Annotated in this window: 17 protein-coding genes; 11 read left to right on the top strand and 6 right to left on the bottom strand. The window is 58.7% G+C overall.

The features are described 5' to 3' along the window. Positions 1 to 7 precede the first annotated feature (7 nt). Entirely contained in the window at positions 8 to 3,676 is a 3,669-nt protein-coding gene (locus F7D08_RS08265) for an Ig-like domain-containing protein (RefSeq protein WP_193316259.1), read from the bottom strand. A gap of 204 nt (positions 3,677 to 3,880) precedes the next feature. On the opposite strand from F7D08_RS08265, the gene F7D08_RS08260 reads away from it, so the two are divergent. Both F7D08_RS08260 and F7D08_RS08255 read left to right on the top strand, forming a co-directional pair. Continuing rightward, a complete protein-coding gene (locus F7D08_RS08260; RefSeq protein ID WP_193316258.1) occupies positions 3,881 to 4,504 on the top strand; it encodes a PH domain-containing protein in 624 nt (207 codons plus the stop codon). Beyond that, positions 4,504 to 6,345: a PH domain-containing protein gene (locus F7D08_RS08255; protein ID WP_152210168.1), complete on the top strand. Its 1,842-nt coding sequence runs from the start codon at positions 4,504 to 4,506 to the stop codon at positions 6,343 to 6,345. The genes F7D08_RS08260 and F7D08_RS08255 overlap by 1 nt, the downstream gene beginning before the upstream one ends. 155 nt (positions 6,346 to 6,500) lie before the next feature. On the opposite strand, the gene leuD is transcribed toward F7D08_RS08255, so the two are convergent. Both leuD and leuC read right to left on the bottom strand, forming a co-directional pair. Continuing rightward, complete coding sequence (gene leuD / locus F7D08_RS08250; RefSeq protein WP_152210167.1) at positions 6,501 to 7,193, bottom strand: 3-isopropylmalate dehydratase small subunit; 693 nt, start codon at positions 7,191 to 7,193, stop codon at positions 6,501 to 6,503. A gap of 13 nt (positions 7,194 to 7,206) precedes the next feature. After that, positions 7,207 to 8,610 (bottom strand): 3-isopropylmalate dehydratase large subunit, encoded by a 1,404-nt coding sequence (leuC, locus tag F7D08_RS08245; protein ID WP_100494732.1) that lies wholly within the window; start codon positions 8,608 to 8,610, stop codon positions 7,207 to 7,209. Between the two features lie 293 nt (positions 8,611 to 8,903). Here leuC and F7D08_RS08240 point away from each other — a divergent pair, with 293 nt between their 5' ends. Next, complete coding sequence (locus F7D08_RS08240) at positions 8,904 to 9,719, top strand: IclR family transcriptional regulator (RefSeq protein ID WP_152210166.1); 816 nt, start codon at positions 8,904 to 8,906, stop codon at positions 9,717 to 9,719. Positions 9,720 to 10,022: 303 nt separating this feature from the next. On the opposite strand, the gene F7D08_RS08235 is transcribed toward F7D08_RS08240, so the two are convergent. After that, the gene (locus F7D08_RS08235; protein ID WP_152210165.1) at positions 10,023 to 11,327 is read right to left on the bottom strand and encodes a metallophosphoesterase family protein; all 1,305 of its coding nucleotides are present in this window, start codon (positions 11,325 to 11,327) and stop codon (positions 10,023 to 10,025) included. A gap of 698 nt (positions 11,328 to 12,025) precedes the next feature. Between F7D08_RS08235 and F7D08_RS08230 the strand changes: the two genes are divergently transcribed. The 8 genes from F7D08_RS08230 to rlmH all read left to right on the top strand — a co-directional run bounded on the left by F7D08_RS08230 (position 12,026) and on the right by rlmH (position 21,205). Continuing rightward, entirely contained in the window at positions 12,026 to 14,263 is a 2,238-nt protein-coding gene (locus F7D08_RS08230; RefSeq protein WP_152210164.1) for an RNA degradosome polyphosphate kinase, read from the top strand. A gap of 188 nt (positions 14,264 to 14,451) precedes the next feature. Then, on the top strand, positions 14,452 to 15,579 hold the full coding sequence (locus F7D08_RS08225; RefSeq protein ID WP_152210163.1) for an NUDIX hydrolase: 1,128 nt from the start codon (positions 14,452 to 14,454) through the stop codon (positions 15,577 to 15,579). After that, positions 15,569 to 16,390 (top strand): hypothetical protein, encoded by an 822-nt coding sequence (locus F7D08_RS08220; protein ID WP_152210162.1) that lies wholly within the window; start codon positions 15,569 to 15,571, stop codon positions 16,388 to 16,390. The genes F7D08_RS08225 and F7D08_RS08220 overlap by 11 nt, the downstream gene beginning before the upstream one ends. Before the next feature lie 438 nt (positions 16,391 to 16,828). Continuing rightward, positions 16,829 to 17,368, top strand: coding sequence for an FMN-binding protein (locus F7D08_RS08215; protein WP_152210161.1), 540 nt, complete (start codon positions 16,829 to 16,831; stop codon positions 17,366 to 17,368). Positions 17,369 to 17,395: 27 nt separating this feature from the next. Next, entirely contained in the window at positions 17,396 to 18,268 is an 873-nt protein-coding gene (locus F7D08_RS08210) for an FAD:protein FMN transferase (RefSeq protein WP_152210160.1), read from the top strand. A gap of 31 nt (positions 18,269 to 18,299) precedes the next feature. Then, a complete protein-coding gene (locus tag F7D08_RS08205; protein WP_193316257.1) occupies positions 18,300 to 19,832 on the top strand; it encodes a hypothetical protein in 1,533 nt (510 codons plus the stop codon). 38 nt (positions 19,833 to 19,870) lie between these two features. Continuing rightward, positions 19,871 to 20,512, top strand: a complete 642-nt coding sequence (gene upp, locus F7D08_RS08200; RefSeq protein WP_152210158.1) for a uracil phosphoribosyltransferase — start codon at positions 19,871 to 19,873, stop codon at positions 20,510 to 20,512. A 213-nt stretch (positions 20,513 to 20,725) separates the two neighbouring features. Then, positions 20,726 to 21,205, top strand: coding sequence for a 23S rRNA (pseudouridine(1915)-N(3))-methyltransferase RlmH (gene rlmH / locus F7D08_RS08195; RefSeq protein ID WP_152210157.1), 480 nt, complete (start codon positions 20,726 to 20,728; stop codon positions 21,203 to 21,205). Positions 21,206 to 21,301: 96 nt separating this feature from the next. Here the strand turns inward: rlmH and F7D08_RS08190 are convergent, their stop codons facing one another. Together F7D08_RS08190 and F7D08_RS08185 are read right to left on the bottom strand one after the other, a co-directional pair. Beyond that, complete coding sequence (locus F7D08_RS08190; RefSeq protein WP_152210156.1) at positions 21,302 to 22,411, bottom strand: glycerophosphodiester phosphodiesterase family protein; 1,110 nt, start codon at positions 22,409 to 22,411, stop codon at positions 21,302 to 21,304. A gap of 94 nt (positions 22,412 to 22,505) precedes the next feature. Then, on the bottom strand, positions 22,506 to 23,603 hold the full coding sequence (locus F7D08_RS08185; protein WP_152210155.1) for a glutamyl-Q tRNA(Asp) synthetase: 1,098 nt from the start codon (positions 23,601 to 23,603) through the stop codon (positions 22,506 to 22,508). Between the last annotated feature and the right edge of the window lie 293 nt (positions 23,604 to 23,896).

The following is a 23,896-nucleotide window of genomic DNA, read 5'->3' as shown; positions in this document are numbered from 1 at the left end:
CGAGCGTTCACTGCAAAGTACGCTTGTTCTTAGAGATAACCAACATACCTACAGCCAGAGCAAGAAGCACAACTACGGCTACAGCAACAATTGCGATATTCGACCCGGTATTGGTCAACTTGTTCTTGTTGGAATTCTTGTCAGCAGTATTGGTCTTGTCCTGCTCAACAGTCGTCTGCTTCGCGGATACCGTCACCTTGGCGACAACCGTGTATGCCACGTCATCGGTCGGGTTCACCTTGCCGGCAATCTTGAAGGAGCCGACCTTGTTGAGCAGCTTGGCGTCATAGCTATCCCAAGTCACGACAGTGGCAACCTTGTCGCCATTGGACCACACCACGTCCAGCTGTTCGGGAAGGTCAAGCTTGCCTCCCACCTGAATAGCCTGGATGACGGTATCGTCCACCACCTTGACTGGTGTGGCCGGGTTTACAGTCACCTGAACAGTGACGGTCTTGCCCTTCACCGTGCCGTTGACAGTGAACAGGCCACCTTCGCGCTTGGTGTAACCGGTGAACTTCTCCCATGCAATGGACTCGGTGGAATCTGCCCCATCGTCGCTCCAGGTGAGCTTGGCGTTCTTCGGGAACTGAGCGGACGGATCCTTACCGGAATCCGTAGTGACAGTGGTCTTACCGTCGACCACAGCATTGGTGACTACAGCGCTGTGCACAGTGACGGTAGTTTCCACACCGTCATTCCAGCCCTGTACCGCGCCCTTGACCTTCACGGTCTTGTCGGCACCGGAGCGGTTGGAGAAGTCCACGCCGTCGGTCTTCCAGGTCACAGCAACCTGAGAAGTGGAGCCATTGGACCAATGAGCGGTGGCAGTGGACGGAAGCGCCGCAGCGGTACCCGCTTCAGTGGAAACACCTTCCGGAGCGTCCACCCCAGTGAGCGTTGCCGCGACTACATACACACGCACGCTGACAGGCATGCCCTTTACCGTACCGTTGACCACGATAGGAGCATTTTCTGCAGTGACCTGACCATACACGGAATCATCCGGCTTGGTCCAAGAAACCTGTTCGTTCGTGGTCTGGCCATTGCTCCATGTGACTTTGACAGTAGTCGGAAGCGTAGGCACAAGTTTGACCGGAGTGCTGAGATCGGCAGGATTTTCAGCTGTTTCCGCAGTAGCTGCTTCAACAGTGACGGAGAAAGGAATGTCCTTTGCCCACCCCTCGGTACGACCGGTAGCTGTAACTGTATGCTCGGCGATGTCATGGTTCCACCCGTCAGGCAAAGTCAGTGCTACATCGCGAGCCTCGGTTGCACCGTCGTTCCAAGTCACAGTTACCTTGCCGGTAACACTTGGCGTAGAATCAGTGTCTTTTGCAGTCGGAATGCTGATTGCGTCCGTTAATGGAGTAACGGCAGTAATCGCGCGCGGCTTGACGGTAACGTTCAGCGTTACGGTAGCAGCCTTGCCATCAATGCTGACACCCTGGACCATACCGGTCACCGGCACGGTAGCAGCCTTGCTGACATCGATATCGGCAGGCCAATCGACGTCCACGATCTTGGTGGAACCGTTGGAGTACGTGACGGTAGCCTTCACGCCGCTGAGATCCGGCGCATGCGTGGCGATGGTCTCGATCTCAGTCTTGGTCGGGGCAGCCTTAACCGCAACAGGATCGGTCACAGTGACCGGAACCGTTACCGTACCGGTCTGACCGTCCACATTCACCGTGCCGGTAGCGTTGAATGCACCAACTTCGGCATATGCGGAATCAGCGATCTTGCTCCATTGGACTGCCACATTGCCCTTGGTGCCAGTGTTGTTGGACCACGTGATGGTTACAGTCTTCGGCAGCTTGTTCGTGGGGTTCACACCCGCCGGAACGGATACACCGGTAAGCGTCTGCGGCTCAATGGTGGCGTGCTTCACGGCAATGGTGAGCGTTACGCGCTTATCGGCCTGACCGTTCACGGTGCCCTTCAGCGTGATAGTGCCACCCTGGTAGTTCTTCCAAGTGTCCGGCAGAGCATCCCATGCCACGGATACATTCTGTTTCTTCTGGCCATTGTCGAGATCAGCCTGAACCGTGCTGGGCAGCTTATCAGTCGGGTCAACACCAGCCTCGGTAGTCATCGGAGCCGGGTCGTAAGCCTTCTCGACCTTTGCGGCCACGACTTCGACTTCCCAAGTCACCGGTTTGCCTTCAGCAGTACCGGCGAAGGTTTGCTTGCCGACAGCGCCAAAGGATGCATCAGCGGGGTTCTTGCCGTTATCCCAATAGATAGTGGCATCAGTGGTATCGCCATTGGACCAGTGGGCCTTGACCGTAGTCGGAATCGTCGGCTTGGTCCCCTTGCTGATGGAAGCCTTGGCGGGCTGATCAATCGTGGAAACAGTGGCCGGTTCCACAGTGATGGTGGCGGTCACGGTCTTGCCTGTGCTACCGATAGTGCCGGTAAGCGTGTATGGCCGGGGCGCACGCTGCTTGTAGGTGTCGTTGGATGCCCACTTGATGGCAACGTTCTTGTCCTCACTGCCGTTCGACCATGCAACGGTAGCGGTCTTCGGCAGCTTGCGCTCCGGGTTAGTGCCGGAAGGCGTAGTCACCGCAGTGGATCCATTGGCGGTGGCACTAGTAACGGTGGCGGCCTTAACGGTGAGATTCAGCGAAGCCTTCAAAGTAGTACCGGCCACCGTACCGGTCAGGGTCACAGTATGCTGATCGCGGTTCTTATTCCAGTCATTTGGAACATTCCACGTCACAGCAGCGCTGCCGGTAGTGCCATCGTCATACTTCACACCTACAGTGGTCGGCAGACCAGCAGGAGTTCCAGTGCTGGACTCCACCGTCTGCGCAGCTGGATTGGCGACCGACTGGATGCTGCGCAATCCAGCAAGAGCTTCTTGAACACTCTGAGTCGTACCCTTAGCATTCCAGCTGTTGCCGACCTCAAGCACGGAGACCAAAGCGCCTTTCCAACGACCGCTGGAAACCTTCGCCACACCGAATCCGGCGATATTAGCGTAAGGATTTACTTCTGTGAGGTAATGGCCATAGCCTTGCCGCTCTTGTGAAAGAATATCGGCATCCGTCCAGCCCGGATATTGCTTACGAAGCTCTTCAAGATTATTCTCAGCATTCAATTCGCTGTACCAAGCGGCAACCGGTGCCATATTGGAGTCATAATCAGGGTATCCAATTGCCAACGCCTCAGGACCAAAAGTAAATGTTCCCGGCTGAACTCCCGGCGCATTTGTCAAAGTATTAATCGCCCAGTCAGGGCGGCCATTAGCAGTATTCGCATGACCATCGAGCGGGCTTTCGGTATCGCTCACGCTTTCAGCGCGCTTCGCCAATTCATTGGCACGGGTCTGAGCCCAAGACATCAGCTGATCATTAACCTTCAGCGCCACAACTGCACTGCCATCGGCAGCTTTGGGATCGATATAGCTCGATGGATAATTGGCATGCTCATCAGCATTAATCGCGTCGATAATCTGCTGTGCAGTCAACGGACGGCGCTTCGTACTTGCACGTAGCGCATTCAAATCCTGCACGTATTCCAAAGCCTGAACCACGTTGGCCTTTGCTGCGGCGTCCGAGCCCACGGTGGAATAATCCACCGCCTGCGCAGGCAAAGCACAGAACAGCATGGCGAGGCTTGCCACGGCAGCTGCTACTCCAGCCAATCGTTGTGTGATGTTCTTCGACATCGTCTCTCTCCAACCTATGTCACGATTATCTCGGTCAGCATACCGAGGCATCTTTGCATACGGAGTTAAGTATAAGGCCAACTATTGATGCCTGGAAAAAATATTCCCTCCCTCGAGAAGTCCCTTATCCTAGAAAACAAAATCCTCTCATTGGACGTATTTATGTACCGTGCAGTGGACATATCGATGCAAGGGGGAATCACGATGGACGATCATCACACGGCTCGGCCGACGCTGCCTGGGGAGCAGCCCAATAGCGATTTACAAGAGGCCATAGTTGTTACCGATGTCTCCGGTGAATCACCCGCAAACGGCAATGCCGAAACAGCACTCCGCGCCGCTGATAATCAAGGCTGGCAACCACTGCCGCCACGCGTGCGTACGGTGTGGCTGATCAATGAAGCAATCCAGTGTGTCATTTGGCTGGCGGTATGCGCCGTGGTCGCAGCCGTATGCATGGCAAACGGCTGGTGGGGGTTCTGGCAACGGTTGATCGTCACGCTAGCCGCAGCATACTCGGTACTGGATCTGGCTTCGCAACCGCTACAGACCAAATATATATATGCGTTCACGCGGTTTCGCATCGGCGAGCGCGACCTTGCCACACGCAAAGGGTGGCTGTTCCGTCGCTCCACCACCACGCCGTATACGCGCGTGCAGCATGTGGACACCAAGCAGAATCCGGTGCAGCGACAGTTTGGACTGACCACCGTGGTGGTGCATACCGCAGCTGACGAGCATGAAATCGCGGCGCTAAGCGCCACCGAAGCCGAGCACTTGGTGGCGCTGATCACTGAGCGCGTAGCCATAGCCAAGGATGATCTGTGATGAACGCCGAAGCCACCAGTCGCTCAGACGGCACCACAACTGCGATCAGGACCGCGGTTAACACACCTACCAACACCGGCTGGCGCAGACTACACCCAGCTTCCCTGATCATCGGAATGATTGAAACCACTCGGGGAATTATCGGACTGTTCTTCGCACTGCTATTCATCGCGCGCAAAGAACTGTCAGTTTTAACCATCACATTGATATTGCTCAGTGTTATTGTCGTCGCGCTCTGCCAACCCATCATCAATTGGCTGACCACCCGATACCAACTGGAATCCGACAAACTTGCGTTCAAATCAGGCCTGTTCTTCCGCAAAAACAGAACAATCAGCTATGGCTCGATTCACGCCATCAATAGTTCGCAGCCCATCTATCTGCAGCCGTTCGGAGTGATACGACTGACTGTTTCAGCAGCCGGCGCAGCAGACACCGATATTCGGTTGGACGCGGTACCAGCCTTGCTACAACTCGAGTTGGAGGGTCTGCGCGCACGATCCCAGGCAGCAGCATATCCGAACATCACCCTATCAAGCGTTCCACAGGCTTCAGTGCCTTTAACAGCCTCAACACCTATAGATATCCCAAATACCTCATCACTGCCGCCATCACCACGCAGCCCATCGAAAACGCCTCTATTCCGCGCCTCCGTAAGCGATATCCTGCTGTTTGCCATTACGGATATCGGATTCCTGGCCGCCGCGCTCGTGGTGTATGGATTTGTGCAGCAAGTTCAGGATGTGTTGCCACGCAGCATGATGCACGAGGCCGAGCGCTCGGTGCGGAACGCGCTCACCGGTGGATTGGCCTCGGCAGCAGCACTGATATTAGCATGCGTGACGCTGCTGATGGCGGTGAGCATCGTCACCTCGCTGCTGAGGTTCTATGGATTCGAAGTATGGCGTCGCGGTGATGATTTGGTGGTGGTTCGCGGACTACTCACCCGGCATACCACGACCATTCCGGCCCGTCGCATCCAAACAGTGACCATCCGGCAATCGATGCTGCGCCGACCTTTTCACCTCTGTTCGGTTGGATTGGGGCTAAGCTCGTCAACCGCCAACAGCGGGAGCAAGGAAAACGGAACGTCGGCGGCGCGAATTCTACCGGTAATCGGCACCCGACGCGTGTACGCGGTGTTGCATGAGATATTACCTGAGTGGGGGCTGCAGGAAGTATCCACGGCGCTCGGGCAGCACCGAACTGCGTCGTCAATGTCGTCATCGTATGAATCGCATGAACCGAACGCCACGGGAGCATCTGAACATGCGCCGCAGCTGCACCATACCGGGCGCGGATTGTTGCGGTATTACCTCACACTGCCTGCGATTGCAACATTGGCAAGCACTCTTGCAGTGTGGCTGGGTTCTGATGCGCATGTCGCAGCGGCATTGCGCACTCGGTGTGCCATCCCGGACTTAGGTTGGCCCTGGTGGCTGTCGATTGTGCCTATCGCATTGGGATCGTGGTGGATGATGTGTCGTTTGCTCAAAGCGCAGGCTGAAGGCTTTGCATTGCTCGACGCTGATTCTGCCGCCCATTGCTCGTCGCGCATTCTTGTCACCGGTGCGATTCGGCTCACCAGATTTGTTGCGGTGACGCGGCGCGCAAGAGTGCAGTCGATTACACGATACACGGCATTATGGCGCGAATCGCGCGGCATCGAACGCGTGCAAATGTCGTTATTTGTGATGAACGGAATCGATGAATTGCGATTCATGTTCTTGCATCGCTGCGATGCCGAGGCTTTAGCCGGCTGGGTGGAGGGAACCTCCCTTCAGCCGCTAGAGACAAAAGCTCCCCTCAACGAGGGGAGCCTCAACGATGCTGCAGTCTGATCACGACTCAGATAATGCCTCGATCAGCCAACGGACCAGGTCCAGCAATTACAGACTCGCTCTGACGAGCGAGATTCAATGTTGGCCTCGCCGCTGTCGCAGCTCGGCGCGGGTCCTGTTGAGAGTCCACCGGACTCTCAACAGCCCGATCGAGGCTAGATAATGCCTCGATCAGCCAACGGACCAGCCCAATCAGAAGTCTCCGGCTCGCGGGCGGACTGGATTTGCTCTTCGGGCCAGTGCTTGGCGGGGATGGTCTTGGGCTTGAATGGGAACTTTTCGGCGCGCATCTTCTCGTAGGCGGCGATATCATCCTCGTGCTGCAGCGTCAGGTCGATGTCGTCGTAACCGTTCATCAGGCGCCAACGGGTGTAGTCGTTCACCTCGAACGGGAGGGTCACATCGCCACAGGTCACGGTGCGCGTCTCAAGCGACACGGTCATTTCACGGCCGGGTTCCTCTTCGAGCAGCTTCCACAACAGTTCCACGGATTCCTGCGGCATGATTGCGGCCAGCACGCCATTCTTGGCGGTGTTGCCGTAGAAGATGTCAGCGAAGCTCGGGGCAATCACTACGCGGAAGCCATAATCATGCAACGCCCACACGGCGTGCTCGCGGGAGGAACCGATGCCGAACTCCGGGCCAGCCACCAGAATCTGACCTTTGCCGGCATATTCCGGCTGGTTGAGCACAAAGTTCGGGTCGCGGCGCCAAGCATAGAACAGGGCGTCATCGAAGCCGGACTTGGTCACGCGCTTCAGGAACACTGCCGGAATGATCTGATCAGTATCCACATTGGAGCGGCGAAGCGGCACGCCCACGCCGGTCAAAGTAGTGAGTTTTTCCATAATCTAAAGTCCTTTACAGATCAGCCGGGCTGGAAATCGTGCCACGGATCGCGGTGGCGGCGGCAACGGCCGGAGAGGCCAGATGCGTGCGCGAACCCTTGCCCTGGCGGCCTTCGAAGTTACGGTTCGACGTTGAAATCGAGCGCTCGTTCGGCACCAGCTTGTCCGGGTTCATACCCAGGCACATCGAGCAGCCTGCGTTACGCCATTCGGCACCGAAGTCCTTGAACACCTTGTCAAGACCTTCCTTCTCCGCTTCCAGACGCACGCGAGAGGATGCCGGTACGACCAGCACACGATGAATCGAATCGGCCTTGTGGTGACCCTTCATAATCGCGGCGGCCTGACGCAAATCGTCGATGCGGCCGTTGGTGCAGGAGCCGATGAACACGGTATCCACAGCAATGTCCTTAATCGGCATGCCAGGCTTCAAGCCCATGTACTTAATCGCGCGCTCGGCGGCGGAACGCTCGGTGGCATCGGCGATCTTGGCCGGATCCGGCACATCGGCGGTAATCGGCAGACCTTGGCCGGGGTTGGTGCCCCAAGTCACGTACGGACCGAGTTTGGTGGCGTCGATATCCACCACCTTGTCGAATACGGCGTCGTCATCGGTCTTGAGCGTCTTCCAGTATGCCACGGCCTTGTCCCACATCTCACCCTCCGGCGCATGCGGGCGGCCCTTCAGATATTCGAACGTGGTCTCGTCAGGCGCAATCATGCCGGCGCGGGCACCGGCTTCAATGGACATGTTGCACACGGTCATGCGCTCATCCATCGTAAGGTTGCGGATGGCCTCTCCACGGTACTCAATCACGTAGCCCTGGCCGCCACCGGTACCGATCTTGGCGATAATCGCGAGAATGATGTCCTTAGCGGTAGCGTCAGCCGGCAGCTTGCCGTTGACATTGATGGCCATGGTCTTGAACGGCTTCAGGCTCAGGGTCTGCGTGGCCATCACATGTTCGACCTCGGAGGTGCCGATGCCGAACGCCAGAGCGCCGAACGCGCCGTGGGTGGAGGTATGCGAATCGCCGCACACGATGGTCATACCCGGCTGGGTCAGACCCAGAATCGGGGCGAATGCGTGCACGATACCCTGATCGGCGTCGCCCAACGGGTGCAGGCGCACACCGAATTCCTTGCAGTTCTTCTCCAAGGTGCTCAGCTGCAGGGCGCTCGTTTTGTCCGGGTTCGGTCGATCGATATCCACGGTTGGGGTGTTGTGATCTTCGGTGGCGATGAGCTGGTCCACGTGGCGCGGCTTACGGCCGGCCAAGCGCAGGCCTTCGAATGCCTGCGGACTGGTGACCTCATGCATGAGCATCAAATCGATGTACAGCAGATCGGGAGCGCCGTCGCCGCCCTTGCGCACCAGATGATCGGCCCAGACCTTCTCGGCCAGTGTCGTTCCCATAGTGTTCCTCCAAAAAATTCCGCGCGAGGTATTGTGTTCGCGCCTTGTTCGTGGTATAAGCCTATGTGCTTGTGTTGGCTGCGGCCTTACTCAGGCCGGATATTGAGATAACCGCGTTAATACTTGTTTTTCGCCGTGCTTCGCGCTGTCCGTAGACACCTTATATACTGTGTCGAGTTGCTCGCGCGCAGTGATTTCTAACATCGTGGATGATGTCGTAAACAACGACCACCAAGTGAGACACTTCCTCGATTTGGTATTTCACTATGTGAGATGGCATAATCACATATATTATGACTGATTCCCAAGAAGAACCTTTAGAAGCCGGCACTGCCGCGCCAGAATCGCTTGAGGCCACCCCTGCAGCAGCATCTGCCCCTGCATCCGATGGGGAGATTCATTCCGGCGTCGGCGTGCTCGACAAAACCGTGAAAATCCTCGACGCCCTCGAATCCGGACCATCCACGCTTGGCCAGCTCGTGGCCGCTACCGGTTTGGCCCGACCGACTGCGCACCGTTTGGCCATTGCGCTTGAGCGCCATCGTTTCGTACTGCGCGACCAGCACGGCCGTTTTGTGCTGGGCTCCCGTTTCGCCGAACTCGCCGCTGCAGCCGGAGAGGATCGTCTGCTGACGGCCGCCGGCCCGATTCTGCAGACCCTGCTCGACCGCACCGGCGAATCCGCACAAATCTACCGCCGCCAAGGCGATCAGCGCGTATGCATCGCCGCCGTGGAACGTGTCTCCGGCCTGCGCGATTCGATTCCGGTGGGCGCCATGCTTTCTATGGAGGCCGGTTCCGCTGCTCAGATTCTGCTGGCTTGGGAGGATTCCGAACGTCTGCACCAGGGTCTGCGCCACGCCAAGTTCACCGCCACCAAGCTGGCAGCCGTCCGCAAGCGCGGCTGGTCCGAGTCCGTGAACGAGCGCGAAGAGGGCGTGTGCTCCATCTCCGCCCCAATCCGCAATGCCTCCGGCCAGGTCATCGCCGCCATCTCCATCTCCGGCCCGACCGGCCGCATGGGCGCCGCGCCAGGCCGCCGCTATGCCCCGCTGGTCATGGCCGCCGGCAAGTACCTGACCGAAGCACTGGTTAAGGCCGTCCGCTAGTCTCCTCGGCAAATAACTCACTCATAGGCAAAGGGCTGTTCGCTGGAATACTCCGGCAAACAGCCCTTTACTTATGTGTCCAACCGCCCGCCCGTTGACTGTAGGTTTTTGAACACTGACTGTAGGGAATTGAACGAAGACTGTAGGTTTCTGAACGAAATACGTTAGATTTCCTACAGTCAGTGTTCAAAAACCTACAGTCAACGGGCTCGAAGACGGCATAACGCTCATCAAGGCATAACACAGCTCATAATCACGCAGATTCACCGGCAGAACAGGCCGCGAACCTTCACAGGCCTCAACTCATGGCAGATTAATGGCGATGTCATGGAAGACATCGGCCACCTTATTCCAAAACGGCCTGTTCCAGAACGATGGCTTACGCAGCAAATCATCGCCCTCGCCCTCACCGGGCACACTCTGATTCAACGCATAGGTGTAAGCCTGCTTGGATGAGCTGGGCTTGCCCACCAACTCGCCGAACTCAAGCAGCTGCGTGCGCGGCTCATATGGGTGGCGGATATCGAACTCAATCAGACGCGTCGCACGCTTCGCCGGAGCCGGACCATAGGTATTAAAGCCGCACGTCGGAGTGGCGATCAAAGTAACACCCTCATACTCCCCCACGAACCCGTTGCGATGGTCATGGCCCGCGGCCACGGCAAAGTAGCCGCCAGTATCCTGCAAGATCGCGAATTCATCCGAGTGATCCGGGCAAGAGATACCCTCACCCAAATAGCTTCCGGGCTGAGTTCGTTCCTCATCAAGAATGTAATAGGTATTGGCATGATTGCGATAGCCTTGCATCGCATAGGCCGTATTGGCAGGCACCGGCTTGAGCACATCGTAATATTCAGGCAGCGGCATGTGCTGGAATACCATCGATTGCACCGCAGCTCCATCCTGATTGCCTAGCAATTTCGGTACTTTGCGCAGAAAATCATGCGCACGCTCGGACGGCACGCCAAAGCCGCCGCCGTGTGCGTAATCACCGGAATCAAGTATCACTAGGCCCAGCACATTGTGACTATCCTCCACATCACGCACCGGCAGCGTCAACGTGCCCGGCTCACAGGAATAGATCGTCTGATCAGGCAGCAACGTATCGGCGGCATTGATGCACCCGGAAAACTCGCGGTAGATGGCATCGAGCTCGGCATTGCTCAGTCCGCACTGGAAATCATGGTTGCCGTACGTCACCACCCACGGCACTTTGCGCGTCTCCAATGGAGCCACCAGCTGGGCAGTCGCCTCACGAACCATGGTGCGGGTCTTCTCAAGAGCGATTTCGCTGATCGGCTCCTCACTCCAGCGGCGCTTGCGGAACGTGCCGGCAAATGAGGGGCCAAACCCGGCAATCTGGTTACCGGAAAAAACCACGAGATCAGGACGCGTGGCGTCGAGACTTGCTTCAAGCAAGGCAATAGTGTCCTTGGCGATTTTCGGACCGTCCTGAATGTCAGCGACTTGCAGCACGCGGAACTTGCCGGACGTATGGAATTGCAGCCTGCCAAGCCGCGCGGAGATAGAAACCGGGCGGTCATCACCGGCTTCGGCCGGCTTGATACGGGGTCTGAAACCCTCAGGAGCTCGCTGTGTTTCCGTCATGCACACCACTGTACACATGCAATCTTGGGACAGGTAGCAGGTGCGCCTCGCGCAACAGACACTATGTATGCGCTCCAACATACCTGCCGCATACATAGCGAGGGAAATAGGCCGCGAATCCTTACTATGTATGCGGGATCATGGTCCAACCGCATACTTAGTGAGTAAAACAGGTCCCAAACCTTCACTATGTATGCGGAACCTTCGTTGAGCCGCATACATCGTAAGAGCTCAGCCGCCGAACACCTACCGGACACTTTCCAAGGCAAAAGAAAAGGCCCACCGGAGTGGGCCTTTCTACAAGTTCAACCTCGCGAGCAGAATCTCTGCACAACATCATCGTTGCAACGGTAAGTCTTTCCAATGCCCGTCCAACGTAACAGTCCTCGTGACCATACACTATTTGTGGGCTCTGCTCTGTTCAGTTGTTCTTGTACCTCATAATCTATTCACATGACCTCGATACTGCAAGTCGAGCACTGCGGTTGTTCGATTTTTATCACAATTGTTCAATCAAACTTAGGTAAATCCAACAAACGAATCCTTACGTGCGATTCGAACCCGTACGATGTTCGCTTCTGTGTGATTCCGATGAATCCACGGCGTGTCGCACACAACTTCAACACCAATATGAACGGAGTCTGAACTCTGGCGCGTAACCCCGGAATCCGGCCACACCAAAGCCTACGATGTAAGCTATGGCACAGATATTTGACGCACCCTCAAAGGCAATTCTGCGCAGCCAAATCGCAGAGCACATTGCCGAAACAGACAAGAACGACCGCCGCGTCGACAAAGAAGGCGAAGCCCCACTGCCCAAGGATCGCTTCTTCGACCGCGAACTGAGCTGGCTCAAATTCAACCAGCGCGTACTTGAGCTAGCAGAAGATGAAGATGTGCCGCTGCTCGAGCGCGCCAACTTCTCCGCAATCTTCGCCTCGAACCTAGATGAGTTCTTCATGGTCCGCGTAGCAGGCCTGAAGCGCCGTATCGATTCCGGCATCGCCGTGCCCTCAGCCGCAGGCCTGAGCCCTCGCCAGCTGCTGCGCGCCATCAGCGAAACCGCGCATCGTCTGCAGGATGAGCACGCGCATTACACCATCAACACCATCCTTCCTGAGCTGGAGAAGGAGCACATCGTCCTGCTGACTTGGGACAAGCTCACCCCGTCCGAGCAGGAGCGTCTTTCCCGCTACTACCGTCAGCAGGTCTTCCCGGTGCTGACCCCGCTCGCGGTGGACCCGGCTCACCCGTTCCCCTACATCTCCGGCGGTTCAATCAACCTCGCCGTGATCGTGGAGAACCCGGCATCCGGCAAGTCCCACTTCGCCCGCGTCAAGATCCCGGGCAACCTGCCGCGTCTGGTGCCAGTGGACGACATGACCGATGAAGAGTCCAAGGACGAGCGCTACGGCTTCATCACCATGGAGAAGCTTATCGCCGCACACCTCGAATCACTGTTCCCGGGCATGATCATCAAGGAAGCCCGCTCCTTCCGCGTGACCCGTAACGAAGACATCGACGTGGAAGAGGATGACGCCGAGAACCTGCTCAACGCCATGGAGAAGGAACTGCTGCGTCGTCGCTTCGGACCGCCAATCCGCCTCGAAATCACCGACACCACGAGCCCATTCCTCTCCCAGCTGCTCGCTGACCAGCTTGGCGTGAGCCAGGATGAGGTGTACCGTCTGCCCAGCCCGCTGGACCTGACCGTGCTCTTCGAGCTCGGCAGCGTGGATCGCCCGGATCTGAAGAACCGTCCGTTCGTGCCGACCACGAACCGCCAAATCGCAGAAGTCGAATCCTCCCGTGCGCAGGACATCTTCGCCGCCATCCGCGAGCGCGACATCCTGCTGCACCACCCCTATGATTCCTTCTCCACCTCGGTTCAGGCCTTTCTGGCACAGGCTGCGGCGGATCCTAAGGTCCTGGCTATCAAGCAGACGCTCTACCGAACCAGCTCCAACTCCCCGATCATCGACGCACTGATCGATGCCGCGCATGCCGGCAAGCAGGTGCTCGCCCTGGTGGAGATCAAGGCTCGTTTCGACGAGGACGCCAACATTGCCTGGGCCCGTAAGCTCGAACGCGCCGGCGTGCACGTGGTGTACGGCATCGTGGGTCTGAAGACGCACTGCAAGCTCATCGAAGTCGTGCGCCAGGAAGCCGATGGCCTGCGTCGCTACTGCCACGTGGGCACCGGTAACTACAACCCGAAGACCGCACGTCTGTACACCGATCTTGGCTTGCTGACCTGCGACCCGGTGGTCGGCCAGGATCTGACCCGCCTGTTCAACCAGCTGTCCGGCTACGCTCCGAAGTCCAGCTTCCATCGCCTGCTGGTGGCTCCGCGTACCGTGCGCACCGGCCTCATCCAGCGCATCCGCCGCGAGGAGGACGCCGCCCGCGCCGGCAAGGAGGCGTGGATCAAGATCAAGGTCAACTCCATCGTGGACGAGAAGACCATCGACGCCTTGTACCGCGCCTCCCAGGCCGGCGTGAAGATCGACATCGTCGAACGTGGCATCTGCGCCCTGAAGCCGGGCGTTCCGGGACTCTCCGAGAACATCCGCGTGCGCTCGATCCTCGGTCGCTTCCTTGAGCATTCCCGCATCTACGCCTTCTGCAACGCCGATGGCCCGCAAATCGGCGAAGGACCGGCTTCCGGCCCCGAGGTGTATATCGGCTCCGCCGATCTGATGCACCGCAACCTCGACCGTCGCGTTGAGGCTCTGGTGCGCATCACCGCCCCGGAGCAGATCGACGAGCTCATCAAGTATGTGGACCTGCAGATGGCCGATTCCACCGTGAGCTGGCACATGCAGCCGGACGGCACCTATGTGCTGCACACCAAGGACGACGAGGGACGTCCGCTGGTGGACAGCCAGGAATACCTGATTCGCAAGCACACTCGCCGCCGCGCCGCACACAACTGACGCCGCACCTGACGCACACCCCATGTGAACGCTAACGAAAAACACTGGTAGACTGTTAGCGGACAGATAGTGATTGATGCCCGGTTTCCTGCATTCATGCACGGAGCCGGGCATCATCGTTTTCTACGCACAAACTACGTAGGGCAGTGAGTTTTGCCCTACAATAACCAGTGATGGGTAGCAATAACATGAGGCATGTCACAGAAGCCGCCGGCGGAATCATCTACCGGTGGAAAGCCGTCGAGAGCCCTGCAGCAGAACAGCACAGCACCCGAGAACAATCACAGCCAAACGAGTCCCTCAGCACCGCCGACGCGCAGGCGCTATCGGATTCATCGCACAACGTACTCAGTCAAATCGAACTGTGCGTGGTGCATCGCCCGAAGTATGACGATTGGAGTTGGCCGAAAGGCAAGCTCGATCCCAATGAATCGCATAGGCACGCAGCCGTGCGCGAAATGGGCGAGGAAAGCGGACTGCCGGTGGCACTTGGCGCATATCTAGGCGAAGTCACCTACCCTATCTCCGAAGAAGGCGCCAAGCATCGCCACACCAAGAACATCTCCGAGGATGGCAAGCACGTGCTGTTCTGGATGGCTCATCCAATCAGCGCGGTCGACAATCTGCACCGCACTCACGCGTTCGGCCCGGTGCACCGCGCGGATGAAGGCGAAATCGACCAAGTGCTGTGGCTGACCCCTCTTGAGGCCCGCAAGAAACTGACGCATTCCACGGACAAGGACATCCTCGCGCTGTTCGTCGATCGCGTGCAAGAAGGCGCACTGAACGCGCAGCCGGTGATCATCGTGCGTCATGGCAAGGCCGAAGCCCGCAAAATGTGGAAGGGGACGGACGCCAACCGCCCGATCACACCGCGCGGCGCCGCTGCAGCCTACGCGTTGAACCCGGAACTCGCATGTTTCAATCCGATTCGTTTGGCCACATCCCCATGGATTCGTTGCCAGCAGACCTTGGAAACCTTTGCATGGGAAACCAATAGTGAAATGGTCATGCTGAACGAGCTCACCGAAGACGCCTTTGCCGCCAACCCGGAGGCCGCATGGGAGTGCACACTCAGTGAAATCGATTTCGCCCTCGAACGCGAGCAGGGCACAGTGATCTGCATGCATCGGCCGGTGATCGGCGGCATGTTCGAGCATCTGCGCAACATGTGCCGACCGGCGGCGCTTGGCAAGCGGCTTATCGCAAAAACACCGTTCATGCCCACCGGCACAGCGGTAGCATTATTCGTTGTCAGCACTCCGGATGGCCCGGAGATCATCGATATTCAGAAGGTTCAACCGCTTGTCTACTAGGCCCGCTTCCCCTGATTCCTCCAACTCGTCCGCAGCTGCGGCAGCTGCACATGCCGCTGCGCATGGCGGATCCGGCTTAGGACCGGGTTTTGGCTCGTTACGTGCGGCCGGTGCCGCATTCGGCCCAGCTCGCATGGGCTCACTGAGACCTTCGCGCCCGGCCCAGCTCGACCCCGCCGTAGCTGATGGCTTGGCTGGCGGCATGGACCCGCAGGCCATCAGCGAGATGAGTCATCTGTCTGCTGCGGCGCTGCTCGATCGCGTGCGGCACAGCGAGGATCCGGAAGTCGTGCACCGTGTGCTCACCTTGGTGGAGACGGTCGGCGTGGACGAAATCGCGGAACTGTGGAGCGACGCCGAACCGGACTCGCTGCCGGGCGTGCTGTGGCGACTGTATATGCTACGTACGTGGATGCGCAATAATCGCGATTCCATCGCTCAACTCTGGCGACTCGGCGAACCGGTGGCCACGACGGCATCGGCGATCGCCGGTGTGGATCAGGCACCAGCCGAGGACGATATCGTACGATTGGCCGATTCGATTCTTTCCGGCGCATTCGTAGGCGATTTCGCCGTGGCCCTGGAGCGTGCCGCAGCGTTTACCGACGTAGTGGCACTTGGTTTGCGCGTTGAAGCGAAGCGACGTGTGCAGCGAGCCATGGCAAACGGCGGGCCGGTGGCTGGAAGCATGGATGAGCAGCGCGCACGATCTCAGGCGGCGAAGCTGATGCACACCGGGGCGAACCTGATGACCACCGCGCGCACGTTCGAACAAGGCGCGCATTTATGGCGCCGCGGGCGTCTGGAATAGCAAGGGACATCGAACGGCGTGCCACAATCAGCCGGCACGCTATACTAGGGATTCGCGTCGGGCCGTGCTTAAGCCCCGGGCTCCATTTTTTGCCGCCGCGAGCGGCCCTTGCGCCGACAGGCGCTTTCGCGGCTCGACGCTTCACACCTTCTTTCATGCACTACGCAAGGGCCGCGAGCCCCTCCGGTCCTGCAATTAAGGACTTCGTCCACGCGAAGACCCAACATCACCCTCGCTCGGCTATCGCCTCGCTCTTAGGTGAGAGTTATCTCACAGAACCGTTGATTTTCAGCGGGCTTTCAGTTTTCGTTTACTCCGCCGCCAGCATTGGGCGGATATCTTCGTGTGGTAGCAGGGGGTTTCTGCGCCCATCAGCATGTGGTATTGCATCGGCGCGCAACCAACCAACACGAATCAGATATTGTTTGAGGAGCAATCATGAAAACCGTGACTCGAGCGGCCATCGCGGCAATGGCCGGATTGGCCATCATCGCCGATGCGTTCCTACTGTTCGTCAAACCGCACCTCGCACAGCAGGACGCAGCCACAGGCTCAACGCTAGCGTCCGGCAGCACTGATGCCTCCACTTCGGAATCAAGCAGTTCGGACCAGTCACATACTTCCGGAACCGATTCCACGGATAATTCCGATTCCGGCACCAGCAATACGGATTCGACCAATGACTCCGGACTCACCGACGGCACCTACACCGGCGTCGCCACCCAGAACAAATATGGTGAAGTGCAGTTGCAGGTCACGGTATCCGGCGGCAAAATCACTACCATCACCGCAGTCAAAGCGCCCTCCACCGGCCGCTCACAACAGGTAAACGCGCAGGCAATTCCAGCACTCACCGAACGCGCCATCAGCGCTCAAAGCTCTGAAATCCAGTTCGTTTCCGGCGCCACAGAGACCTCCACCGCTTTCGTCAATTCGCTGCAGGATGCCATTAACCAGTCACTCAATGCCGGCAAATAATCCGTAACGCCGAAAGGAGCCAACATCGTGGCTGCCATCCAAGCTCGCGTCATCCATGCGATGACCATTCCGTTCACTGTGCAATTAGTCGGCAACGCCGAACAGTCCGCACAGCTCGCCACGGTTATTGACCAGGTGACACCTGAGATTGCTGATTATCTGCACCACATCGAAACCGCTTTCTCACCGTTCAGCGCCGATTCCCAGGTTTCCGCAGCGCGCCGCGGCGACTGGCGCGCGCTGATTTCCGCGCAGCCGAGCCAGACCAGTACACAACCGAACACACGCCATGCGCCCAACGAGCCCAGCGCCGCCCATCGCCTGCCACACACCGATTTCGCGGAAATCTATGCCCTCGTCCAGCAAGCCAAGCAGTTGACACACGGGCATTTCGATCCGATGCACGCGGGCCAATACGACCCCACTGGCATCGTCAAAGGATGGGCCATCGAGCAGGCGCATCAACGTTTTCTCATGCCGCTCATCACAGCCGGCACGTGCGAAGCTGCAGCATTGGGCGGAGGCGGCGATATCCAAGCAGCAGTAGCCGACACCAGCGATTTCACCTGGCACATCGGCGTGCAGGATCCCGCCAACCCGAACGCCACAATCCGCACCATCACACTGCGCAATGGCGCGGTCGCCACCTCCGGCACCAGCAAACGCGGCGAGCACATCACGCGCAGCGCACACGACCTCGCCCAAGCTACCGTGGTGGACGACCACCTCACCTTCGCCGACATGTGGGCCACCACGGCAATCAGCGCCGGCGAGCAGACGTTCCGCGGCATCGTCGCCGGCAATCCTGTCGCCCAATCGAGCCTGATGTCCGTATTCGTGCGTCCGGACGGCAGCATCACGCAATTCGCGCCCGGCGAAGTTCCCGCAAACCATGCATAATGGCACCCTCTGTGCAAGACAAGGAATCATCATGAAAACCATTTCCTCACACATCGCCCTCGCATGGGCCGTGGTGCTCTTCATCATTCCGCTGCCCTTCCTGGCCACACTCGTGGCCGGTTTCCCGGCGCTCTACAGCAGGTCGATGTTCGGCGCGGAAATCGGTGTCATCGCCTACACGTGGATGCTCACCGCCGTATACCTCGCCTGCCGCCCGCGCTGGGTGGATCGCACGGTGGGATTGCCGCATATGTACATGATTCATGGCGTGCTGGCAATCCTCGCCATCGTGCTGGCCTTCCTGCATCAGGCGCTGCTGCCCGGCGCGGGCGAGCTCATCGGACTCACCGGCCACTTGGGACTGTATCTGTTCATGGCAGTTGCCGTATGGTCGCTGGTATTCATGGCCGGTTGGCTCACCGCGCGCGTACCAGTCCTTGCGAGGGCCAAGCGCGCACTGGAGCAGATATTCCACCATGAGATGAGCGTTTGGCTGCACAGGCTCAACATCGTAGCCATCGTGCTGATTGTGATTCATGTGCATGTGATTGATTACATTGCATCCATCAAACCGTTTATCTTCCTGTTCGACGCAGTCACGATCATCGTGTTCGCGTATTACATCTGGAGCAGCGTGAACCGCGAGGCCTTTGCTATTCGCGGGCGGGTGGCGTCGGCAAGGCCGCTGGCCGATCGCGTCACCGAGCTGACGGTGGCGATCGACAGTACCGGCACTAGCGCAAGCCAAAGCACCGCGAGCATTCGCTGGAATCCGGGCGATTTCGCCTTCATCGCGTTTCCCGGCAAGCGCGGCATGCATGAATATCATCCGTTCTCGCTGACGAACTCCTATCCCGCGCCCGAGAGCGCATCATTCGCCGCCGCCAACGCCGCACACGCCAATACCGTGGTACACACCACCTCGGCGGCGGGCACCACCATTACGACGCCACACCCCGACTCCCCCACGATGGCGTTCGCGATTCGCGCGGACGGTGATTTCACCGCGCGCGTGGCCTCGCTTAAGCCCGGTGATGCCGTGCGGATCGTTCCCCCATACGGCCGCTACGCCGAATTCATTCGCGAACACGACAGTCACGCAACCACCAAGGCCGACCAAACCGCCGTGCGGCAGGGACGCAACATCGCAACGGCAAGACAGCGCACGCCACTGGTATTGATCGGCGGCGGCATCGGCATCACGCCATTGCTCGGTGTGCTCACCGCGTACGCCGACGGCAATCGTCCGGTTGATTTCCTCTACACCGTGCGCTCCGCACGTGATTTCATCTACCGCGATGAACTGGAGCAATTCGGCCGCACCACGCCGGCCACTCGCGTGCGTCTACAAGCCGGACGCGCGGATGAGGCAACCATCGCGCCGATGATTCGGCCCGACGCCGCCTACCTCATCGCCGGGCCGCAACCGATGATGGAGGCCGTGCGCGCGGTGCTGTTCAGGCATGGCGTGCATGCGGACGATATCTACTACGAGCCGTTCGCCATGCAGCAGTGCAGCCATGTACGGTGCGACAATCGAGGCGTCGCGGTTTGCCAACATTGATTCGGCGGGTCGGCCATCATGGACTAGGCTTGGGAACTATGGAACTTCACGTACTAAATCATCCGCTGGTCGAGCACAAGCTCACCGTGCTGCGCGACAAGAACACCCCCTCCTCCACCTTCCGCGAGCTCGTCTCCGAGCTTGTGATGCTTGAGGCCTACGAAGCCACCCGCGATCTTTCCGTGGTCGCCACCCCGATTGAGACCCCGGTCGCCCCGATGACCGGCAAGAAGCTCGCCTCCCCGCGCCCGATTATCGTGCCGGTGCTGCGTGCGGGCCTCGGCATGCTCGACGGTATGACCCGACTGATTCCAACCGCCGAAGTCGGCTTCCTCGGCATGAAACGCGATGAGGAGCACCCCACCCAGCAGATCACCTATGCGAACCGTCTGCCCGATGACCTTTCCGGCCGCCAGTGCTTCCTGATCGACCCGATGCTCGCCACCGGTGGCACTCTGGTTGCCGCCACCCATTATCTGGCTGAGCGCGGCGCCAAGGACGTGACCGCCATCAACATCATCGCCGCTCCTGAGGGCATCAAGTACGTCGAAGAGCATATCGATCCGTCCATCGACTTCAAGGTCGTGGTGTGCGCGGTCGACGAGAAGCTCAACGACAAGTGCTACATCGTGCCGGGGCTTGGCGACGCCGGCGATCGCCTCTACGGCGTCATCGACTGATGGAGCGTATACCGACTTTTCTCAGCGCTCGACGCACCTCAGTGCGCCTTCAGCTTCGAACGTCGGCCTCCGCACACATCAGTCGACTCCACCACTCATCTGATTGAATACGCGCCGGCTGCGCCTTGCTGCCACACTCGTTAATCAATTCCTCGTCATCGACTGATTGTTATGGCTCCTCGTTATGGGGAGCCATATATGTTTAAGGACTTTATGCAAATTGACATTATTGCGCCGGGACGCGTGAAAGAACGCTATCTTCGCGACGCCATCGACGAATATTCCAAGCGCCTTTCCCGCTACTGCAAACTCAACATCATCGAAGTGGCGGACGAGAAGACACCGGAGCATGCCTCCGAAGGCGTCGAGCGGCAAATCAAAGCCAAAGAAGGCGAACGCATCGCCAAGCATGTGCGCGATAATGCCTATGTCATAGCGCTTGCCATCGATGGCAAACAGCTCTCCAGTGAGCAGCTTGCCGCAAAAATCAATGATCTGGGATTACGCGGCACCAGTCATATTCAGCTGGTGATCGGCGGGTCAATCGGCCTTGATGATGCAATATTGCGCCGGGCCGATTTTAAGCTCAGTTTTTCAAAGATGACGTTCCCGCATCAGCTCATGCGCGTGATTCTGCTTGAGCAGATTTATCGCGCCTACAAAATCAACGCTGGCGAGCCGTACCACAAGTAGAGCAACGGCGCACAGCAATAGTCCCTCTCAGTCTGCGTCGCGGCCAGCTCCCCTCACAGAGGGGAGCCAGGAGATCAACCCAGCGGAAATCGAGAATCACTGGGCATCAGGAACGAACGCCTCGAAGATGTGGCGGTCGAAGTACTGATCGCACTGGGCCAGTTCGTCACTGCTGCGCACAGTCCAGGAGACCGGCATGGCACCCATCGCACGAGCCAGACGCACTTGCGGAGAGGCGCCACCGGTCCAGTCATAGGCCACGAAATCAGGACGGGACATCCAGTCGAATGCCAGTAGACCCGCCGCCCATTCCACCGGACCGTCCTTTTGCAGCTTGGCCGGCCAGCTCAACTGTCCACGGCACACTTCCGGGTGATGTTCCTTGTACCAGTTCACGGCGCCAGGGTGGAAGGATTCGATCACATACGGACCGTCATACGCCTCAAGCAGCGCATGGCCCTTCTCCATAAGTTCCTCAGTGCGAGCATCCCATGCGCTGTTGTTGCTGAACTTGTATTCCACGATCAGCGGAGCACGTCCGGCGACCACCTTGAGTACGTCGGAAAACAGCGGCACATGCTGGTAGTAACCGTCAGGAGCCGCGGACGGCGTGACCACCAGCGGCGGATTCGCATCGGCACCCGGCAACGGCTTGGCCTTCAAATCGCCAGGCTTGGAACCGTGGAACAGCGGGATGCGGGTCAACTCGTCGTACGTAAGGTCTTCCACACGACGGGGGTCGCCGGCCACGCGCAGCAGGTCGGCGTCATGCACAACAACCACCTGACCGTCGAGCGTGAGCTGCAGGTCGAGTTCGATGCCGTAGCCGGCCTCGCACGCGGCGGCGAATGCGGCCAAAGAGTTCTCGGGGGCAATCGGACCGGCGACATCCGGGTTGCCGTAGCCGGCCTTCATCGCCATGCGACGAGCCAGCGCCACATAATCGGCGTTCTCGGCGATGGAGCCGCTCGCGCTATCAGCTTCGGCGCTGACGGGATTATCGCCGGAGTAATCCTCCACGTCACTCGGATTCACCAAGCCGGAACCGGCATCATGCAAGCCACGGTGTGCGTACCACACCTCCGGAATGGACGGCACGAAGTTACGACGCTTGTCGTTGAAGGTTCGAGGTGCCACGGCCCATGCGGCGGCGCCAGCGGCTGCGACGCCTGCCAGCACAACATTTCTCAACAGTTTTGAAGACATAGGAATCCTTCCCGTTAGTGGTATCAGATTACCGCTGTACGGGTGCCTCGTGAGGCTGGTTGTCCATGAACTTCTTGTGAAATTGACTGCGGGCTTACAGCGCGTCCGCCAGCCACTGAGGAGTATGGGAATCCGTGGGATCCAGCGCTCGATCAGGATGATTGGCCCGCAATGGCTGCCAGCTGAAATCATCCAGCAACTCAGCCGCGGCAACTGGCTCGGAAGTCGGGCGCAGCCGCAGCAGCCAAGCACAGAATCCGATGATCTGCTCAGGAGTGACCCCACGGGCGCGCAAAGCACCCATGTCCAGCGAACGCTCGCGCTTGGCAAGGCGGCGGCCTGCGGCATTGTCGATGAGGGGTAGGTGCGCATATGTTGGAGCGGCGATAACAGTGCCGCATTCCGGTTCGAATCCGCCGGCCAGCAGACAGCGCCGAATCCACATCTGCAATGCAGTGGAACGCAGCAGATCACGCCCGCGCACAATATCGTCAACGCCCATGTCCAAGTCATCGACGACTACGACCAGCTGATAGCCGAACAATCCGTCGGCACGGCGGATTACCGAATCGCCGACTTCGCGCAGCAGATCGTACTGTTGCGGCCCGTAGACGCAATCCTCGAAATATGCATCCCGCTCTGGCGAGGACTGCGGCATGGCGATACGCATGGAATGCTGATCGCCGCGGTCCAGGCGCGCCTGGACCTCCTCGGGGTGCTCGTGCAGCAGTCGGCGGCAGGTTCCGGGGTAGACCATGAATCCATCGCCCTCGTTCGGCGCAGATGCGGCGCGAATGTCGGCGCGCGAGCAGAAACAGGAATAGAGCACGCTGTGCATCACAGATGACCGTGAAACAGCATGTGAAACATGCTCATGCTGCACAGCCGGCGATACGGATAATGAGTCGCCGATGTTCACACGGCTCAGGCATTTCAGCGCATATTCATAACGCTCGGTTCGACGGGACTGATACATCGGCGAGGAGGCGTTGTCCCAGTCGAAGCCCAGCCAACGCAGGTCGTCCATCATCAGCTGGTCGGCACCAGCGACGACGCGCGGCTTATCCACATCCTCGATGCGCAGCAGCATGCGTTCGCCACGGGAACGGGCGGATAGCCATGCCGCCAACATGGCATACACGTTGCCGATGTGCATACGGCCCGAAGGCGTGGGCGCGAACCGTCCGGTCATGGCACTCCTCTCTCACACGAACATGCGAAGCGTTTTCGAATCCCCGACCACAGTATTCATGGGCTCGTACCGTTCCAACATACGCTCGGCGACTGCGCGATATCTCGCTTGGCAGGGGTACATTTCGCACTCTTCAGACATCTATCTACGTTACAAGGGGTACGTCGAACGCGAAATCTCATCTATCAGCGGCATCACCGCAGCATTATTTCACCATTCGGTACCCCTCGCAACGCTGATAGGTGTCCTCACAACCCGAAATGTACCCCTGCCAAGCGAGATATCGACCAACA

It is taken from the genome of Bifidobacterium cebidarum (assembly GCF_009193305.1).
GTDB lineage: Bacteria > Actinomycetota > Actinomycetes > Actinomycetales > Bifidobacteriaceae > Bifidobacterium > Bifidobacterium cebidarum.
This window is presented reverse-complemented; position numbering and strand designations above follow the sequence as displayed.